Raw genomic sequence first — 18195 nt, forward strand, 5'->3', positions numbered from 1 at the left:
AATTTACTTTTCACGTGAGCATCAGTAGAAATTATTTTCTGGTGGTGCTTTTTTTGAAATAGGATGTTCACTGCACTTTCGGTGCTGATGTATGGGAGAATGAACATTCTTACCGCATTTACTTCAAATTCTTAAAATCACATACCATTAAAAACTAAAACCATGAAACAATTTGACACCCCGGCCTATCAGGCTGACAAAGATTTTAAAGACCAGCCGGATCTGAGAAATCAGATTGAAAATGCCTGGAGCAATTACGTAAAATACTGTACCATTAATTCACAGATGGGAAATCCATGGTCAAGCAGCTATGACCATCCCAGAAGCTGGTACTATAATCCTCTTGTAACACCAGTTACTCCAAATAAAAATAATACAGTCCCAATCCAGTGGGGAGCTTTCCCGAACAGGATCAACCATTATTTTACCAGTTTATTTACTAAGGTTTTTCCTAATGAAGCCCAGGACAAGTTGCATGAACTTGCCGATATCGGTCCGAAGGCATTCACTGAGAAATATGGTACACAACTGGTGGTTCCTAAAAATCCATGTGATCCGACGAATACGGATACAAAAGCATTCGGGCCTTCAGGTCCCAGAGGATGGCAGGATGAATACTGTGAATGGAGCGTGACAAGAGATACCAACGGAGATATTATCGCTGTCAATTTTACCCACGAAAACCCGGAATACTGGTTCCATATGTGGAAAGTTTCTCAGGATATGGTGGTTTCGTTGTATCAGGAAATTCTTAATAATCCCAATGTACAGAAGGAAGATCTCTATCTTTTGGATGAAAATGGGAATCCTGTAATAGTAAGAGAAACAGGACTGCCTGCCTATAATCCGATTAATAAATGGAACAACGGTTCATCGGCTACAGCAGAAGGAGGAGGAGCGGTACATCTTACCAGTCCGCCCAATTCTTTAGGTGCAGAGATTTATCTTGGAGCAGCAGCCACTATTTTAAGAGTGGTTGGAGGAAAAGTGATTACCGATGCCAATACACTGATTTGTGCCGCACAGTACGGACAGATCTACAGAAACAGTGATCCCCGTATCGGACAGAATGTAAATGCACTGGTTTATAATAAAAAGCTTAAAATATCATTGACCAACCCAATCGCACTGTACGGTCAGATGCCGGATTTTACTCAGTTTGCAATGCCTGATTCAGCGGAAGGGTATACTATTGAAGACTGTTATAAAATTATCAGAGGAACAGCTACCAATCCGGGAACTGATTTTTATCCTTTTAATATGATTCTTCATTCAAGATTTGAAGTTCCGGCTGGAGCTCAATTTAAACTAAGTGATATTAAAGTACAGGGCCAACCTTTAAAATGGGGCTCACAGATTGCGGATGTTTTTAAAGTTCAGCTTGCAGGAACAGGAATTCCTGGAGGTAGCGATAAGCCTCAGGAATACCCGCCGGTAGGAGATCCGGATGTTACGCTTCCAAGCGTACAGTATCTTCTGGATAATAATCTGCTTCAGGCGAGTCTTTACAACAAACTGAATACTTTTTCTAATTTAACCTCATGCATTACCCAGATTGAAGCAGGAACCACTACAAGCGGAATTGCTGTGCTGGCCAGTGATGCCAACAAGGAAACAGGTTTTGATTTTGGTCCTGGAATCAGTGTATCTGTGACCGATTATCAGGATCTGGGAAATGATAATCAACTGTTCATGATCGATATTACTGTTCATGCTGCTGCCTCGTTGGGAGAAAAGCCGCTTGCGCTGTACAATAATACTTCAGATCCAAAATATACGGTTTCAGGAGTTCTTGAAGTAGTGGCACCGGGTTCACTTCCAAAACTGAATATTACGCCAAACCAGACCTTACTTTCTGATCAGCAAATCAAACAGGTTCAAAAAATACTGAAATGAGAACACTATTATTTTCCTTTTTTCTATTGAGTTTAATTTCAATTTCATGTGAATCCGGAAAAAAGGACAAAAAATTAAACTCCAGAGTTGGCTTTTCTCAAAAGATGGCAGACTTCGACTGTGGTGCCTTTTGTGATCCTCCCTCGGTAACGTATCAGCTGCCGGCAGATTCCAGTTGTGTAAATAGTTCTCAAAATGTAATGAACTGTTTTGCCTGGAAAAATTTTCTTGCATTGAACTGGTTGGCTTCAGACCAAAGGGGAGTTCCTGATACTGCTGCGGTTGCCGCTGATTACGGGATGCCCGGAGACTACAAACCTACGGTATGGGAAAGCTACCTAAGTATTGATGATGTATTTGCTGCCAAACCACCTGCACAATGGAATCTTAGAAGCAAAAACGGGTATATGAAGTACATCAATGAGATCAATAAATTTACGGATATCAATGCAAGTCTTCCGAAACCTAAGCTGAGAGCAATGCTTGGAGGAAATGTAGACGAGATCATGCAGGCTAAAGGAGCATGGCTGACCGATCAAAGCGGGAATATCGTTTGGTACGAAATCCGGATGAATACTATTGAAAGTGATTTTGTGCGTGATAATAAACTTTATAATTATGGAAGCTTAAGTGCGTTTGCTGCCCAAAATCAAGGGGTTTGGTTTCCGATGGAATCTATTGAGATCAAAGCGGCATGGCGAATCATTCCGGAAGATCAGCTGGAATCGCTGAAGAATTTTTACAAAATATCCATGGCGATGGTTCCGGAGATTAAAGGTTTTGATAAGAACAATAAGCCGATTTATGGAAAATATTTACAGAAATATTTAGGATTGGTGGGTCTTCATATCATCAGAAAAACCAATCAGTCTCCCCAATTTACCTGGATGACTTTTGAGCACGTGAACAATGCGCCAACAGATGGACAGATTGATCCGTCCGTGAAGTATTGTTTTTATGATCCTAAAAGCAAGGACAAGCCAAACCAGTCTCCGGTTCCCGGAAAAGACAGTTTAAACAAACCGGTTCAGGTGGTTCGTATTGCAGACAATGCCATTTCGCCGGAAATACAGCAGCTGAATAAGCAGATCCAGAATATGATTAAGGCAAGTAACCCTAAATCTGTATGGCAATATTATCAGCTGGTGAATGTGCAGTGGCCGGAAAATCCGGTGAAGGATAAAGATAACAATAAGAAAGCTCCTCTGATGACCGGTGGGATTACTCCTAAGAATATAGCCAATGTCACTATGGAGACTTATATCCAGGAGAAACAGTGTATGGACTGTCATAAAAATGCATCGGTTGGAGACCAAAAATATCCTACAGATTACAGTTTTATATTTTTAAAGGTTAAGCCCGGAAATTAATCGTACTCATTCATAACAATAAAACCGCAGTCTTTGTAGGCTGCGGTTTTATTGTTTGTATTATTTTAAAGGGTATTAAGTCTGGTACCCCAATAATTTTCTGATCTGATAGAAGAATCTTTCGATAAGACGAAGATCCTGTGTTACGATCTCAGCATTTCCTCTGAGTTCTTTGTCAAAAGGAAGCTTTTTGTTGTAGCTGGTCTTTAATCCTTTCGGAAGGGTGATATCTACATAATAGTTTCCTTTATCATCGGGAATAAGAGAAATATTCTGAACTTTTCCTTCCACAATACCATATTCCTGGAAACGGTAGTTGTCAAGTTTAATCAACACTTTCTGACCCGTCATGACCTTTCCTGAATTAACGGTAGGAACGGACATTCTTCCCACCAGCTTTTCCTTATTGGTAGGAAGGATGGAAACAATGGGTTCTGACATTTTCACAAACTGATTTTCCCCGAAAAACTGCTGAAAACTGGCCATTCCATCTGTAGAAGAGATGACAAGATAATTCTGTTCCCACTGTTTTAAAGATTTACGAAGCTGTTCAAAAAGCTGTAAAGTCTGAGAAGAATAGGTGATCTTGTCTTTTTCTGTGTTAATGGCTGTTCCGCTTTTCGTTTTATTCAGATTGGAAATTCCTTCATCCATCTGAGAAATGGAAATATTAAGGTTTTCAAGGTTCTGCTGAGCCTGAAGGAATTTTATTTTTTCATTTTCAAGTTCTACGGAAGCAATGACTCCCTGGGTGAATAGTTCCTGAGATCTCTGATAGCTTTTCTTTGATAATTCATATTTCGCTAATTCCAGACTTTTCTGTTGTCTTAAAGTAGCGATTCTTACCCTGTATTCTGAGATGCTTTGGTTGGCCGCTATATTTTCCGGCGCATAAGGCTGAAGTCTTGTGAAGAGTTCTTCATCCTGAAAAGCTTTTGCGAAACTGTTGTAATCTCCCTGCAGTTCACCAAGTTTGAATCTTGAAGTTACTGCAATAGGGAAACTCTGCAGTTGTTGGGGAGAAATAGAATCTACCAGCTTTTTCAGTTCCAAAACGTCTTTATAATTGGCCGTGGACTGCATGACCATCAGTACATCATTTTTCTTTACTTCCTGATGATCTTTGATGAAAATCTTTTCAATTTTCGCGTTCATTCTGGCCTCTATTTTTTCAGGAGGATTTTGTGATGTTACCATAACCGGAGCAGCAACAAATTCCGGATACTTAATGATGTAGCTCATCCCAAGGATAAGCAGGAGTATAATTAATATAACGCTGTTTCCCCAGCGTATCATCCAATGTGGAGGCTGGGTGAGAATGTCCTGAACACTCTCTGAGCGGAGTTCAATATTGTCTAAAATATCTTCTTTCATGTTTCTGAGATAAAATTTCCCCCATGTTTCAGAGGGAATATAATTTAAGCAAATGGACAGTTTCCGTCATAGTCTGATGGAGGATTGGTATCTGAATCCGGTGGACACTCAAAATGCTTGATTCTGCATGGAACCCAGCTTCCGTTACACCAAGATCCGCAGCAATTTGTACCAGGGAGTATTGCTCCTCCGTCAATAGAAATTAATTCTTTTCTCGACAGTTTTTTCAGATTTTTCATAATTAAAAGTTGCTTAGTTTTTTTCCTACTCTATAAGCTTTTCGGAATGCGCTTTTTTATGGGTATTAGCTTCCTAATTCAAGTTGATTTTTTACCAGTCTGTAGTATTCTCCTTTTAAAGCCACCAGATCGGCATGATTACCTTCCTCTACTACCTGACCTTTATCCAGAACGATAATTTTGTCGGCATGTTTTACGGTTGAAAGTCTGTGAGCAATTACGATAGCCGTTTTGCCTTTAAAGAACTGTTCAAGATTTTCCATGATCACTTTTTCATTATTGGCATCCAAAGCAGAAGTAGCTTCATCGAAAAAGATAAATTCAGGAGATTTGTAAACGGCTCTGGCAATGAAAAGCCTTTGCTTTTGACCACCACTCACGCCTACACCTTCATTTCCGATCTTTGTATTATAGCTTAACGGAAGGCTTTCAATGAAATCTTTGATGTTGGCAATTTCTACAGCACGTCGTAATTTCTGCTTATCTACGTGGTCTTCTCCTACCGCGATATTATTGGCGATGGTATCATTAAATACATATCCTTCCTGCATCACTACGCCGCAATGATCTCTCCAGAATCTCGGGGAAATACTTTTCAGCTGTGTGCTTCCAAGTCTGATATCTCCTGCTGTAGGTTCGTAAAATTTCATCAGAAGTTTTAAAAGCGTAGTCTTTCCACTTCCGCTGGCCCCAACAATAGCTGTTGTTTTCTGATAAGGTATCGTCAGGCTGAGATCTTCAAATACGGGAACATCTGACCCGATATACCTGAATGATATATTGCTGACTTCAATGTCTTTCTGCGGAATTTCTCCTGCATACTGCTCATTTTTGTCTTCTTCGTCTTCTTTATCGTGAATCTCACCCAATCTTTCAAGGGAAATTTTAGCATCCTGAGTCTGCTTGATAAAATCGATAAGCTGTAACAATGGACTGTTCAGCTGCCCGATGATATACTGCACCGAAAGCATCATCCCTAAAGTAAGATTTCCTTCCAATACAAGTTTGGCTGAAAGGAAACTGACCAGAATATCTTTCATCTGGTTGATGAAATTTCCTCCTACCGACTGCCACTGTTCCAGGGACAGGGATTTGATTCTGATTTTAAATAATTTAACCTGAAGGAATTCCCAGTCCCAACGTTTCTGCTTCTCTGCGTTATGCATTTTAATTTCCTGCATCCCGTTGATAAGTTCGATTACCTTACTCTGTTCCTGTGAAACCTGAGAGAATCTTTTGTAATCCAGTTCCTTTCTTTTACTAAGGAAAAAGCTGATCCATCCGATGTAAAGACCTGCGCCTATCAGATAAACGACAAACAGTCTGTAATCATAAAACAGAAGAACAATACTGAAGATAATAAGGTTCACCAAAGAGAAAAGGGTATTTAACGAAGAACTCGTCAATAACTGCTCAATTCTATGGTGGTCATTAATCCTTTGCATAATATCTCCCGTCATTCTCGTGTCGAAAAAGCTTATCGGAAGCTTCATCAGCTTGATAAAGAAATCCGAAATGATGGAGATATTAATCCTTGCAGACAAGTGAAGAAGAATCCAGCTTCGGATGACTTCAATTCCCATCCTTCCCAGGAACAACATGATCTGGGCAAGAAGGACCACATAAATAAAGTTGAGATCCTGATTCTGTATCCCGACGTCAACAATACTCTGCGTAAGGAAAGGAAAAATAAGGGAGAGTAAACTTCCCGCCAAAAGACCTACCGCAAGCTGAATAACAAGAGACTTGTACTTAAGCAGGTATTTGGATAAGAAAGAGAAACTAGCCTTACTTTCTTCCGTATCAAACTCAGTCTGAAAAAATGCCGGCGTAGTTTCAAGAATAAGGGCAATTCCTTCTTCCGTATTTTCGTTGGCATTTTCCCCGATCCATAATTTGATGAATTCATCACGGGAATAGGTGATCAGCCCATAACTGGGATCTGAAATATAGACTTTGTTATTTTTATCAATTTTGTAGACAACAACGAAGTGGTTCTTGTTCCAGTGTACAATGCAGGGGAAAGGTACTTCTTCTGCAAGGGTATTAAAATCGATCTGGACTCCAAGGGAACGGAATCCTAAGTTTTCAGATGCGTCGCTAAGGCCTAAAAGGCTGCTTCCTTCACGTGTAGTTTCAGAAAGGGTACGGATCTGCTGCAGGGAAATACTTCTGCCGTAATATTTACTTACTATTCTAAGGCAGGTAGGGCCGCAGTCTTTAGCATCCGGCTGTTTATAAAAGGGAAATTTCTTCAAAATTGATATTCATTATAAAATGTCGCCAAAATATGACGACATTTTTACTTATTCAAATTAATATTCAAATTTATATCGTTCATTTATATCATGCACCATTATTGTATACATCGATACAAATTAAAGGATCATTAATAGCTGGGAGAGGATAATGCTTCCCTTGCTTTTTTTTAACTTATTCCTATTAACCTTGCGGTGTGAAATCAATCATGGTAGGCGGCGTGCAATAATAGGTGTTGGGCCCGGCTCCTGCAATAGGTCTGCATACTCCGTTGGCACAGCATTGGTCACCACCGCATTCTCCATTATCAGGACATCTTCTAAGTCCTCCTTTAATAGATTTTAAATTTTCTCTTGAGATTTTCTTTAAGTTTTTCATAGTGTTATTTAGTTTTGCTGTTTTCCTACTCTTTCAAAGCTTTTCGGAGGACGCTTATATTTTTTCCTAAGATAGTGAATTTTTCAATTCGTGAATGTTTTCTTAGTGTAAGTCCTCATCTTCCATCAATTCATCAACGAAAAACCAAATATCATCACGGTCATATTTGTCCGGGAACTGGTGTCCGTTCAGAAGAAAAATAGGAGTGAAGTTCAATCCTGCTGCGCTGTTATCTTTTGTCATTTCAATAAATGGCGTCAAATCTTCCTCTGCAGATGATCCGGATAAGGCAACAATTTTGTTTTCATCTCTGGTTTCAAACCACTCTTCCACAGCTTTCAGGAAATCTTTCTGAGGTCTATTGTGGTAGATATAGTTAAAAGCTGAAAGTAACTTCGTATACTTCTCATCAGCTCTTTCTGATGAATAATTGAAACGGATCTGTACAGAAATGTCCTCAGGATATTTTTCAAGAAGTCCTTCCATGATTTTATGACCGTCCTTACAGAATCCACAGTAAGGATTGGATACGATAGAAAGACGAAGTTTAGCATCATTACTTCCTAATGAAAAAGTATGGGTATCCTGGAATTCTATTTTTTCATTTTCCAGAAGCTGGCTTTTGAAAAGTTCATAATTTCTTTTAAATCTAAGGTTCTTGGCATTGGACTTCTGAAGAGTTTCTTTCTGAGAAAGAATATTGCTGAAATACAGTACTGCAGAAAAAACGAGAATCCATAAAACAGCGGTTAATAATAATGCTCCAATACTGAATGATGTATTCTGGAATAAGAAAATGCTGATCGCTAATTGTCCGATAAGAATCGAAATAATCAAAAGACACACTCTACAGAATGTTTTTTCTACAAAAGCCTGAATATATAATGAATAACCAATAGCCAGGATGGAAACGAAAGTAAATCCTTTTACAATATAAGAAGTTGCCGGAAGGAAAAGCCCCAATATGGCCAGACCTGCAAAATAGATCAGTGAAAAGTCAGAGAACTTTAAACCTAAGATACTCGTCTTATCCTGTTTGATAATTTTGTCACATGAGTTGGCAGCCTGCTTGGAAGAAGTGTCTCCACAAATACTTCCAATCACGGTAGATGTATTTCCGAATTTTTGGTTGAAAATTTCCAGAGAAATATAAACACCGGCCAAAGAGAGAAGATTGAAAAGAGCTTCGTATATGGTTTGGGTGAAAAAAGAATACGCAAGGATGATGGCGAAAACAAGGTATAGAAGAGGCGTGAAATTAAAAGCCAGTTTGCTTTCCGCATTTTCGCTCTTTTCAAAAAGAAGTACAAAATCTGTAGACTTTTGGTGAAGTTCTTCTTTATTAAGTGTTTTTGCTTTTTCTGAATAAACCGAATAACTGACTCCCGATTTCTTTACCAGAGAAAAGGAGTTATCTACAATCGCGATAAATTCTTCCGGCAGCTCATCCCAATATTCCTTATCAAGTTCATAAGCATCATTTTTTACTCCCATAAAGTTAAGCGTATCACTAAAAGCAAGTGCAGAAGGGTAGTTTGGATGTGAGTTGAACTGGAAAGAAAATTCCTGTTTATCGAGTTTTAGATAGTTAATAAGTTTGTCGAAAATCATAGTAATATTTTTAACTAAAATACGCAGATGTTTTAAAAAAACAAATTTTTTTTCTTTTGTTAGTGATATACTTTTGTTAAATGCTTGATTATGTGTAAATATTACTGTATTTTTTACATTATTTAGTAGAAAATAAAGTTAATTTCATAATGAAATATAAGTAAGAAGTTGCCTCATTATGGGTATCGTATGGCGTCAGAAAGTTCTGTAAATAGAAGTGGTTTTAATATTTTGCAAGGGTAGAATCTTGAATGATGACGATCAATAGATTAAAATAGTAAAGGCAGATCACTCTTTTTTATCCATATTGAAGTTTTAAACCTTAGCGATGCATAATCTTTGATACTAAATCATACCGGAGCTTAATAAAAGAAACTGAAGTTCTGTTTTGAGATCATGTACTTTTAATTTGAAAAGGAATAAAAAGGAAGATCATTTTTACGGTTTTTAGACTGAAAGATTTTAAAAATATAAAAAATCATCCGATCCCAGAAGGAGGAAATATTTTGTTGAACAAAATTTGGCTATTTTTTCTTCATTTTTACCCACTTACAGATAATAACTCTAATTTTTAGTATTGAAAAAATATCGGAAAATTCAAATATTCAATTCTTAAACAATTGTTTAGATTTATGCGCTTTTCATAGTGGATTTTAAATTTAAATAATGATTTATTATTGAATTATTTGTTTTGGTAAAATTCTAATTTTCAGTGATGAACTCAAAAAAACTTAAAAAATCATAAAGTTTTCTTAAAGTTTTAAAAAAGGTTAGAAATGTTTTTGTATTTATAAAATATATTGTACTTTTACATCGCCTTGAATGAGGGAACAAGTCAAGGTAATAAATTTTTTTTCATCATTTGTGTTTTTAGAATCGTATCGCCTGATACGATTCTTTTTTTTTGTTGACTATTTTTCATAGTTCAGAAGAAGGTCGATAAAGTAAGAATAGGTAACCGCTCCTTCCTGCTGGTTGCTCTTCAAAAACAGGTTATTCGTAAACCCAAAGAAGTCATCCAGCCAGCCCTGATGTCTGAAAATGAAGCTCCTTTCATAGAGACGGTCTCTTTTCATGGCAGGAGAATATTGACTAAGCACAGACTTTACAAATGCAGGGTCTTCCTCTACAATAAATCTTAAAAGACTTTTTAATGTAAAATATTCGGTGCTGTATCTCAGATCCGGATTTTTAGCATTCACACCGAGCAGATAGCCTATAAAATTGGCTTCCTGTTCTCTGGCGAAACCAAGCTGGTGTGAGCTCTCATGTGCCGATGTAAATGGGATGAAAGTATGGGGTAGTTCACTGTTATACTGTGCTTCTGCCGTAAACGGATTATAGTACCCAAGTATTCCTGTGAAATTCATGACACTCTTAAAAAGACTGGGTTTAAAAGCATTGATTTCCGGAGCATATTTATCTGATATATATTGAGGAAGCTGGGTCTGTTGCTGAAGAATTTCAGTCTGTACGGCCTTCAGATCAGTAATAATAAATACTCCGTTTTTATCTTCCCGTACAGATTGCCTGGTCGCTTTGCATTTTTCCAGGTAGCGAAGGGCGAGTGTCTTTGCTTTATTGATTTCCGGTTCTTTCTGACTCGAAAGCTTCTTGATAACAGGAGTCTGGAAGTACAGCATGCCCCAACAGATCTGGTAGATGAAGTAGAAGATGTTAATGCCGGCCAGAAGCCTTAAAAGAGCCTTGTTTCTGCTTTTCTTTTTAAAACAGAGTATAAGGCCATATAAAAGAAAAATTCCCAAAAGAATATAGATAAGATCGCCGAAAGAAAACGGGATCCAGCTGAAAAGCAATTGATGAATCTTTTTCTGAAGTTCAAAGAACCATTCGAAAAAAGAGATGATTGTTTTCGACTTAGAGAACGCATAGAACAAAAGAAATTGGGCAAGTAATCCACCTGCCCAAAATCTTTTCTTATGTATTTTTTTTGTTGTATTAGTGACCTCCATCAGATTCTAAAATATCAACATTGATTCCCTGTTTAGACAAAGCCTTTTTGGTGATGTATGCGAATAATGCAATATACGCAAAACACAGCACCGGAATGAAATAGGAATTGTGAATTCCGATAATATCAGAAAGTTTCCCCTGTAGCGGCGGGATAATACCACCTCCTAAAATCATCATTACCAGGAAAGCTGAACCCTGAGCAGTATACTTTCCTAAACCTGTAATGGCCAGAGTAAAGATAGACGGCCACATGATACTACAGGCCAGACCTCCGGAAAGGAATGCATAGATAGCGATGTTTCCTGTGGTAAGAAGTCCTACGATCATTGCAATCACTCCAAACAGACCAAAAATTGTCAATGTCGTAGCCGGTTTATTTTTACTAACCAGGAATAAGATCACCTGAATCGCAATACAGATCGCATAGAAATAAAGGTGAGACATATCTTTTTGTGCAATCGTATTGATACCGATAATGACAAGGAATGCCACGAAAGGAACCACAATTGTAGCAATGGTTTGTTGTTGTTTATTAAGATTGAATACGGCAATAGCCCCGGTCCATCTTCCGATCATCAAACTTCCCCAATACATTGAAATATAAGGAGCCAGATCTGAGGACTGATGTCCGCCGAACGCAGGGGTACTTAAAAGTTCACCCAGGTTACTTCCTATCGCCACTTCCACTCCCACGTAGCATAGAATGGCAATCATTCCCAGTACAAGTTGTGGATATTTCATCGCGCCCCAACCATCCGGATTCTTTTTCGAACTGGTATTGGCGAAAATAAGACATACAATAACGGAAAGTAATGCACCTCCCAGGTAGATCATTCTCTCTTTTTCAAGAGGATGTTTTATAGTTTCAAGTTCTATTTTCTTGGCAGCAATCTGTGTCGTGTATTCAGCTGTTTTTGCAGCGTCTGTTTCTTTCTTCAGATTCGTGTCAAGGACTGAAATTTCATTACCTAATGCTTCAATTTTCTTAGCTTCATCAGAGTTGTAGCTGCTGAATACCGGAATAAAGAATAAGATCACCAATATTGTCATTGCAATCAAAGTCTTTCTTGCTTTTCCAGCTTTTTCCATAGGCTCAGTAGAGATCCCGTCCGGAAGTTTTTTAGAAAAATAGAAAACTCCGGCAGCAATTAAAAACAGGGCTCCTACAGCGGTGTAAAGTAAAATTACTTTATCCAGCGCCAGGTGTTTGATCTGATCGTCATCTACCGTAGCAGTCGTTCCGAAAAGCGCAAGACCTACAATAATGGGTCCGATAGATGTTCCAAAAGAGTTGATTCCCCCGGCTAAATTCTGCCTGCTTGCTCCCGTTTTCGGGTCTCCCAAAAGGACAGCAAAAGGGTTGGCAGCCGTCTGTTGAATAGAAAAACCTAAGGCTACAACGAAAAGCCCGATAAGCATTCCGTAATACACATTGGCTTTAACGGCTAAGATCATAATGGCAGCTCCAATGGCTGACAGCAGCAGTCCGTAGACGATACTCCTTTTGTAGCCCCATTTTCCTATGATATCAATACCTTTAATTGTACTGGATATGAACAGCAACAGTGCTCCTAAAAAATAGGCCGTGTAAAACGCAAAGTCTATTAATTGGGACTGAAACTGGTCAAGGGAAAAATAGTTTTTACAGAAAGGGATAAAAATACTATTGCCGGCTGCAATAAAACCCCAGAAAAAAAATACAAGCACCAGCGTGTAAAGTGCAGGGTAATTAGTCGGTTGATTTGTTTTAGACATGTTTGTTAAAAATTTCGCAAACAAATATAACTATTTCTTTTATATAGAGTGTTCCAGCAGTGTTTTTTTTATTTCTTTATAAGCCTCTGTTTTTAGGTCTCTTGGAGAATCGGAAGACTCCATGATTCCGTTGAAATATACTTTTACACGGCCGGGATAGCCTTTTGCACTGTCAAAAGGGAAAATTTCTTTCAGCCCTACAAAGGTATAGACTGCAATCGGGGAGTTGTGTTTGGAAGATAAAGTAAATGCTCCGTCTTTGAATTCATCCAGAATAATAGAAGTGTCGTCCGGTACGCCACCTTCGGGAAATATAGCAATGCTGTTGCCTTCTTCCATTTTTTCTGCGCATCTTCTGTAGACATCTGCACGGCTTCTTGCGCTTCCACGGTCTACCATCACACATATCCTTTTATATATGGTACCGAAAATCGGGATCTTTACCAGTTCTTTTTTGCCTACAAAACAGATAGGATGATCCGGCATCAGAATACAGGTAAGCATAATATCCATAATCGAAGTATGATTCGAAATGAAAACGTAGGGTTTGCTTTTATCTTTTTTCTGATCGGAAAGATGGGTAAGGTCATATCTCAGCCCCATACCGTAGAACATCCCGAAGCACCAGATGCGGATGAATTTGTATGCGTATTTGTAATGCTTTTTATTAAAGGATAAAATGTAGACAGGGATTCCCAGGGTAACTGTTAAGACAAATGCCAGTAGCAGCAGCCAGAATCTCCAGAGATAATTTAAAATTTTTGTCACCGCTTAACCGTTAAAAATTACTTTCTTTTTCACAGAATAATTCAGAATGGAAACCAGCAGGATCGCTGCAATCTTACTGATCATTTCCGGGCTTAAGGTATAAAAAATTAAATTGATATTGTCCTTAAATATAAAACTGTAGAAAATCTGGAAAAAGCCTAGACTCAGTAACGTTGATACAAAAGAAACTCCCATGAAGTAGGCGAATTCTTTGTTTTTCGAATGTTTCCCCCTTTCAAAGACAAACCAGATGCTCAGGAAATAATTGGTGATGATCCCGCAGCTGGTTGAGAAAATGTTACTCAAAGGATAATGGATGCCATGAAAATTGGTTTCTCCGGAGAAAAAATGCGGAAGGTAAGTACTGAAAGCCTTGAAGCTTCCAATCTCTACAATAGCGCTGAGCCCTCCGGCTATAATGAAAAACAAAACCTGTTTCTGGCGTAGTAGTAATTCTCTCATTCAATATATATGAAAGTGCAAATTTATAATTATATGTCAATAATGTAAGAATAAAAGATTATTTTAAAATTAAAAATGAACGTATTTTGTTGATTGATAGTGTGGTATGTGTCGTTTTGTGCGATGGATAGGCCGAAAATACTTTATATAATGAGTCATGTGTTCTATTGAACAGTTCCTGATAATGACTGAAACAGACCATAAAATTACTTTATGATCATTTAATAAATGGGAGATAAACAGGACAATCGTTGTAAGCAAAAGGGATTGAAGATGATCCGGAATCGGGAGGCTGAAAATATTGTGATAAGCATATGTTAAACAATGAAAAAAGTTGTTAAATAATTTTTTTGAATCAAAATAATTTCTAAATTTAATCTTCTGAATGATGTAATTATAACCTGATAATAAATTCATTTTCAACTCCTTGTGTTGATGGTTTTTTCTATCTTGGAATGTGCGCTCTAACGCATAATACCTTAATTTTCACGACCCAAACTATAACAATATTTGTATGAAAAGTCAAAACAAATACAGAAAATTCCAGCTTCAGCAAAAAAATATTGAGGCTCTTGAGAGAGAGAATTCCCGCTTCAAAAGAGTGTATTCAGAGTATGAAAATATGGCAGACGAATTGTGGAATCTTGAAAACTCTACAGACAAACCGGTGCCGGATGATTTTATCAATGCCATCATGCTTCAGAGTTCTTATCTGGAGGACGAAATTGAAGACTGGCTGATGAAGTTTGACAATCAAAAAGCTGATATAAAACATTAGAAGCTTCCAGTCTGTTTTTAAACGCTATGTAAAGATAAATTCATAATTTAGCATCCTTAAACTAAAATGTAATATATGGTTGCTATTGTTGATAGTGGTTCTACCAAATCAGATTGGGTGATTCTTGATGACTTCAAAAAAGTGTTTTTAAAAACAGAAACTATCGGCTTTAATCCTAATTTTATCAATAGAGAACTTATCGTTCCTGAAATAGAAAAGAACAGCAGCCTTATATTGGTCAGAAATTCCATTACGAAGATTTTCTTCTATGGTTCCGGATGCGGTGTGAAAAAAAACTGCGAAACCATAGAGGAAGAATTGAAAAAAGTATTCACAAAAGCTGAAGTGGTTGTGAGAGAAGATCTTGTGGCCGCTGCTTACGCCGCGTACAGTGGAAAACCTGCTGTCGTATGTATTTTAGGAACCGGATCCAATTCTTGTTATTTCGACGGTAAAGACATTAAAATAGAACTTCCTTCCCTTGGTTTCCTTATGGGAGATGAAGGAAGCGGAAGCGCCATTGGAAAACAGCTGGTGCGAAGATATTTTATGAAAAAACTTCCGGCAGACCTTCATACAGAATTTGAGCAGAATTATGGGCTGAAAATAGAAGATGCATTGAAAAATATGTATCACAGCTCAAGACCTAACGCCTGGCTGGCGGATTTCAACAAATTTGTCATCGAAAGAAAGGATCATCCTTACTTTAAAGATATGGTATACGAGGAAATGAAAAACTTCTTCGAATATCAGGTCATTCCTTATAAACAATCAAAAGATGCCGAGATCAATTTCATCGGCTCTATTGCGTATTACTATGAAGATACGCTGCGCTCAGTTGCAGAAGAATTTCATTTAAATGTAGGACATGTTGTCCAGAAACCTATCGAAAGTTTAGTAGACTACCATATTAAGTATATACTTTAATAAAAAACAAAATTCTATGTCAAGTAAAACCCACCGCGACGAAAAGAACTTTAATCAGGCCGCGTTAGATTATCATAAAGCCGAACCTAAAGGAAAGATCGAAGTTATCCCTTCGAAGCCTCACTCTTCTCAAAGAGATTTATCATTGGCATACTCACCAGGGGTGGCAGTTCCTTGTATGGAGATCCACGATAAGCCGGAAACCGTTTATGACTACACAGGAAAAGGAAACCTGGTAGCTGTAATTTCCAACGGAACGGCTGTATTAGGTCTTGGTGATATCGGAGCTGAAGCTTCAAAACCGGTAATGGAAGGAAAAGGTCTTTTGTTTAAGATCTTTGCAGACATCAATGTCTTTGATATTGAGATCGATGAAAAAGATCCGGACAAATTTATCCAGATTGTAAAAGGAATTGCTCCGACATTCGGAGGAATCAACCTTGAAGATATTAAAGCTCCTGAAGCTTTCTATATCGAGCAGAAACTGAAAGAAGAGCTTGATATTCCATTGATGCACGATGACCAGCACGGAACAGCTATTATTTCAGCTGCTGCACTGATCAACTCGCTTCAGATCGCCGGTAAAAATATCGGTGAAGTAAAAATGGTTGTGAACGGAGCCGGAGCGGCTGCTATTGCATGTACCAACCTATACATTTCTTTGGGTCTGAAGAGAGAAAATGTTTTAATGTGCGACAGTAAAGGGGTGATCAATCATAAAAGAGAAAACCTTACGCCTGAAAAAATAGATTTCATTGCCAATACTGATATCGAGACCCTGGAAGATGCCGTAAAAGGTTCAGATGTTTTCATCGGATTGTCAAAAGGAAACGTAATGACTCCGGAAATGCTTTCCAGCATGACTGATAACCCTATCGTTTTTGCTTTGGCAAACCCGGATCCTGAAATTGCTTACGATCTTGCCCTTGAAACCCGTAAAGACGTGATCATGGCAACCGGAAGAAGCGACTATCCTAACCAGGTGAACAATGTACTGGGATTCCCTTACATTTTCCGTGGTGCACTGGACGTTCAGGCGAAAGGAATCAATGAAGAAATGAAGCTTGCAGCGGTACATGCTATCGCAGATCTTGCCAAAGAACCAGTGCCAGAAGCTGTAATCCTTGCTTATAATGTTCAGAACTTACAGTTTGGAAGAGAGTATTTCATCCCGAAACCATTTGATAACAGACTGATCACCAAAGTTTCCAGTGCTGTAGCAAAAGCAGCTATTGAAAGCGGTATTGCAAGAAAAACCATCGAAGACTTCGAAGAATACGAAAACCAGCTGCTGGACAGAATGGGAAGAGACGAGAAGTTGGTAAGAATGATGCAGAGCCGTGCAAAATCTAATCCGAAGAGAATCACTTTAGGAAATGCTGAAGAGTACAACGTATTGAAAGCAGCACAGATTCTTTATGAAGAAGGAATTGCATTCCCAAGTCTTTTAGGAGATAAAAAATACATCAAAGAACAGATGGAGCGTTTCGGTATCAATCTGGACATCCCGATTATCGATCCAAGTGATGATGATCAGAAGGAAAACAGAAAAAGATACAGAGAAACCCTTTGGAAACTTCGTCAGAGAAAAGGAATGAACGAGTACAAAGCGAAAAGATATGTGCGCCAGAGAGATTATTTCGGTCCATTGATGCTGAGACACGGAGATACAGACGGACTGATCGTTGGTTTCTCTAAAAACTATACGTCAGTGCTTCGTCCTGTTTTGGAAGTGATTGAAAAAGATAAAGGCGTAGATAAAATCGCGGCGATGATGATGATTCTATCAGAAAAGAAGCCAATTTTCTTTGCTGATACATCCATCAACCAGAACCCTACCGCAGAAGACCTTGTGAATATTGCTAAAATGGCTGAAATCACAGTGAAATCTTTTGCGATAGAGCCTAGAATTGCGATGCTTGGTTTCGAAAACTTTGCAGCGATTTCCGATACGTCCAAAAAAGTAGCGAAAGCAGTAAGCATTCTTCACGAGAAATATCCTAAAATGATCGTTGATGGTGAAATCCAGCCGGATTTTGCGATGAATGCAGATCATTTGAGCGATTATCCATTCTCAAAATTAGGAACCACTCCTGCCAATACATTCGTTTTCCCGAATCTTGAAAGTGCGAATCTTTCTTATAAGATCATCAGAGGGATGAAAGTAGCTCAGGTAATCGGGCCAATCCTTATGGGATTAAAGCAGCCGGTACACGTTTTACAGATGCGTTCAAGCGTAGATGAAATTGTAAACCTGGCAACGGTAGCCGTACTTGATGCTCAGAGAAGAGAAAATAAAAAATAATAAAGAATTCTTTTTTATAGATAATAAGCAGTACACTCATCTTTGTGTACTGCTTTTTTTATTGCTTTAAACTTCATTAAAAATGTGAACACAGACTTA

Annotated in this window: 14 protein-coding genes; 5 read left to right on the top strand and 9 right to left on the bottom strand. The window is 38.2% G+C overall.

Annotation, left to right across the window (positions count from 1 at the left end; all coding sequences use genetic code 11):
• Nucleotides 1-162 precede the first annotated feature (162 nt).
• Together BUA72_RS21260 and BUA72_RS21265 are read left to right on the top strand one after the other, a co-directional pair.
• The gene (locus tag BUA72_RS21260; protein WP_072925005.1) at nt 163-1896 is read left to right on the top strand and encodes a hypothetical protein; all 1734 of its coding nucleotides are present in this window, start codon (nt 163-165) and stop codon (nt 1894-1896) included.
• The gene (locus BUA72_RS21265) at nt 1893-3266 is read left to right on the top strand and encodes a hypothetical protein (RefSeq protein WP_072925006.1); all 1374 of its coding nucleotides are present in this window, start codon (nt 1893-1895) and stop codon (nt 3264-3266) included. The genes BUA72_RS21260 and BUA72_RS21265 overlap by 4 nt, the downstream gene beginning before the upstream one ends.
• 75 nt (nt 3267-3341) lie before the next feature.
• On the opposite strand, the gene BUA72_RS21270 is transcribed toward BUA72_RS21265, so the two are convergent.
• From BUA72_RS21270 to BUA72_RS21310, 9 genes are all read right to left on the bottom strand, one after another.
• Nucleotides 3342-4640 (bottom strand): HlyD family secretion protein, encoded by a 1299-nt coding sequence (locus tag BUA72_RS21270; protein ID WP_047454526.1) that lies wholly within the window; start codon nt 4638-4640, stop codon nt 3342-3344.
• Between the two features lie 44 nt (nt 4641-4684).
• On the bottom strand, nt 4685-4879 hold the full coding sequence (locus BUA72_RS21275; RefSeq protein WP_081987471.1) for a bacteriocin-like protein: 195 nt from the start codon (nt 4877-4879) through the stop codon (nt 4685-4687).
• A 65-nt stretch (nt 4880-4944) separates the two neighbouring features.
• Entirely contained in the window at nt 4945-7137 is a 2193-nt protein-coding gene (locus tag BUA72_RS21280) for a peptidase domain-containing ABC transporter (protein ID WP_072925008.1), read from the bottom strand.
• A gap of 184 nt (nt 7138-7321) precedes the next feature.
• On the bottom strand, nt 7322-7516 hold the full coding sequence (locus tag BUA72_RS21285) for a bacteriocin-like protein (RefSeq protein WP_072925010.1): 195 nt from the start codon (nt 7514-7516) through the stop codon (nt 7322-7324).
• 102 nt (nt 7517-7618) lie between these two features.
• On the bottom strand, nt 7619-9127 hold the full coding sequence (locus tag BUA72_RS21290) for a vitamin K epoxide reductase family protein (protein ID WP_047454532.1): 1509 nt from the start codon (nt 9125-9127) through the stop codon (nt 7619-7621).
• Between the two features lie 911 nt (nt 9128-10038).
• On the bottom strand, nt 10039-11100 hold the full coding sequence (locus BUA72_RS21295; RefSeq protein ID WP_072925012.1) for a DUF3810 domain-containing protein: 1062 nt from the start codon (nt 11098-11100) through the stop codon (nt 10039-10041).
• Nucleotides 11087-12856: an MFS transporter gene (locus BUA72_RS21300; RefSeq protein ID WP_072925013.1), complete on the bottom strand. Its 1770-nt coding sequence runs from the start codon at nt 12854-12856 to the stop codon at nt 11087-11089. Before BUA72_RS21300 ends, BUA72_RS21295 begins: the two co-directional genes overlap by 14 nt.
• A 39-nt stretch (nt 12857-12895) precedes the next feature.
• Nucleotides 12896-13624 carry a lysophospholipid acyltransferase family protein gene (locus BUA72_RS21305; protein ID WP_083544265.1) on the bottom strand — a complete coding sequence of 243 codons (729 nt, stop codon included), beginning with the start codon at nt 13622-13624 and terminating at the stop codon, nt 12896-12898.
• A 3-nt stretch (nt 13625-13627) separates the two neighbouring features.
• Complete coding sequence (locus BUA72_RS21310) at nt 13628-14086, bottom strand: GtrA family protein (RefSeq protein WP_047454539.1); 459 nt, start codon at nt 14084-14086, stop codon at nt 13628-13630.
• Nucleotides 14087-14600: 514 nt separating this feature from the next.
• Here BUA72_RS21310 and BUA72_RS21315 point away from each other — a divergent pair.
• From BUA72_RS21315 to BUA72_RS21325, 3 genes are all read left to right on the top strand, one after another.
• Complete coding sequence (locus tag BUA72_RS21315) at nt 14601-14864, top strand: hypothetical protein (RefSeq protein ID WP_034725705.1); 264 nt, start codon at nt 14601-14603, stop codon at nt 14862-14864.
• 75 nt (nt 14865-14939) lie between these two features.
• Entirely contained in the window at nt 14940-15791 is an 852-nt protein-coding gene (locus tag BUA72_RS21320) for a BadF/BadG/BcrA/BcrD ATPase family protein (protein WP_072925015.1), read from the top strand.
• Nucleotides 15792-15807: 16 nt separating this feature from the next.
• Nucleotides 15808-18096: an NADP-dependent malic enzyme gene (locus tag BUA72_RS21325; RefSeq protein WP_047454543.1), complete on the top strand. Its 2289-nt coding sequence runs from the start codon at nt 15808-15810 to the stop codon at nt 18094-18096.
• Nucleotides 18097-18195 lie beyond the last annotated feature (99 nt).

It is taken from the genome of Chryseobacterium sp. OV279 (assembly GCF_900128945.1).
Lineage (GTDB): Bacteria > Bacteroidota > Bacteroidia > Flavobacteriales > Weeksellaceae > Chryseobacterium.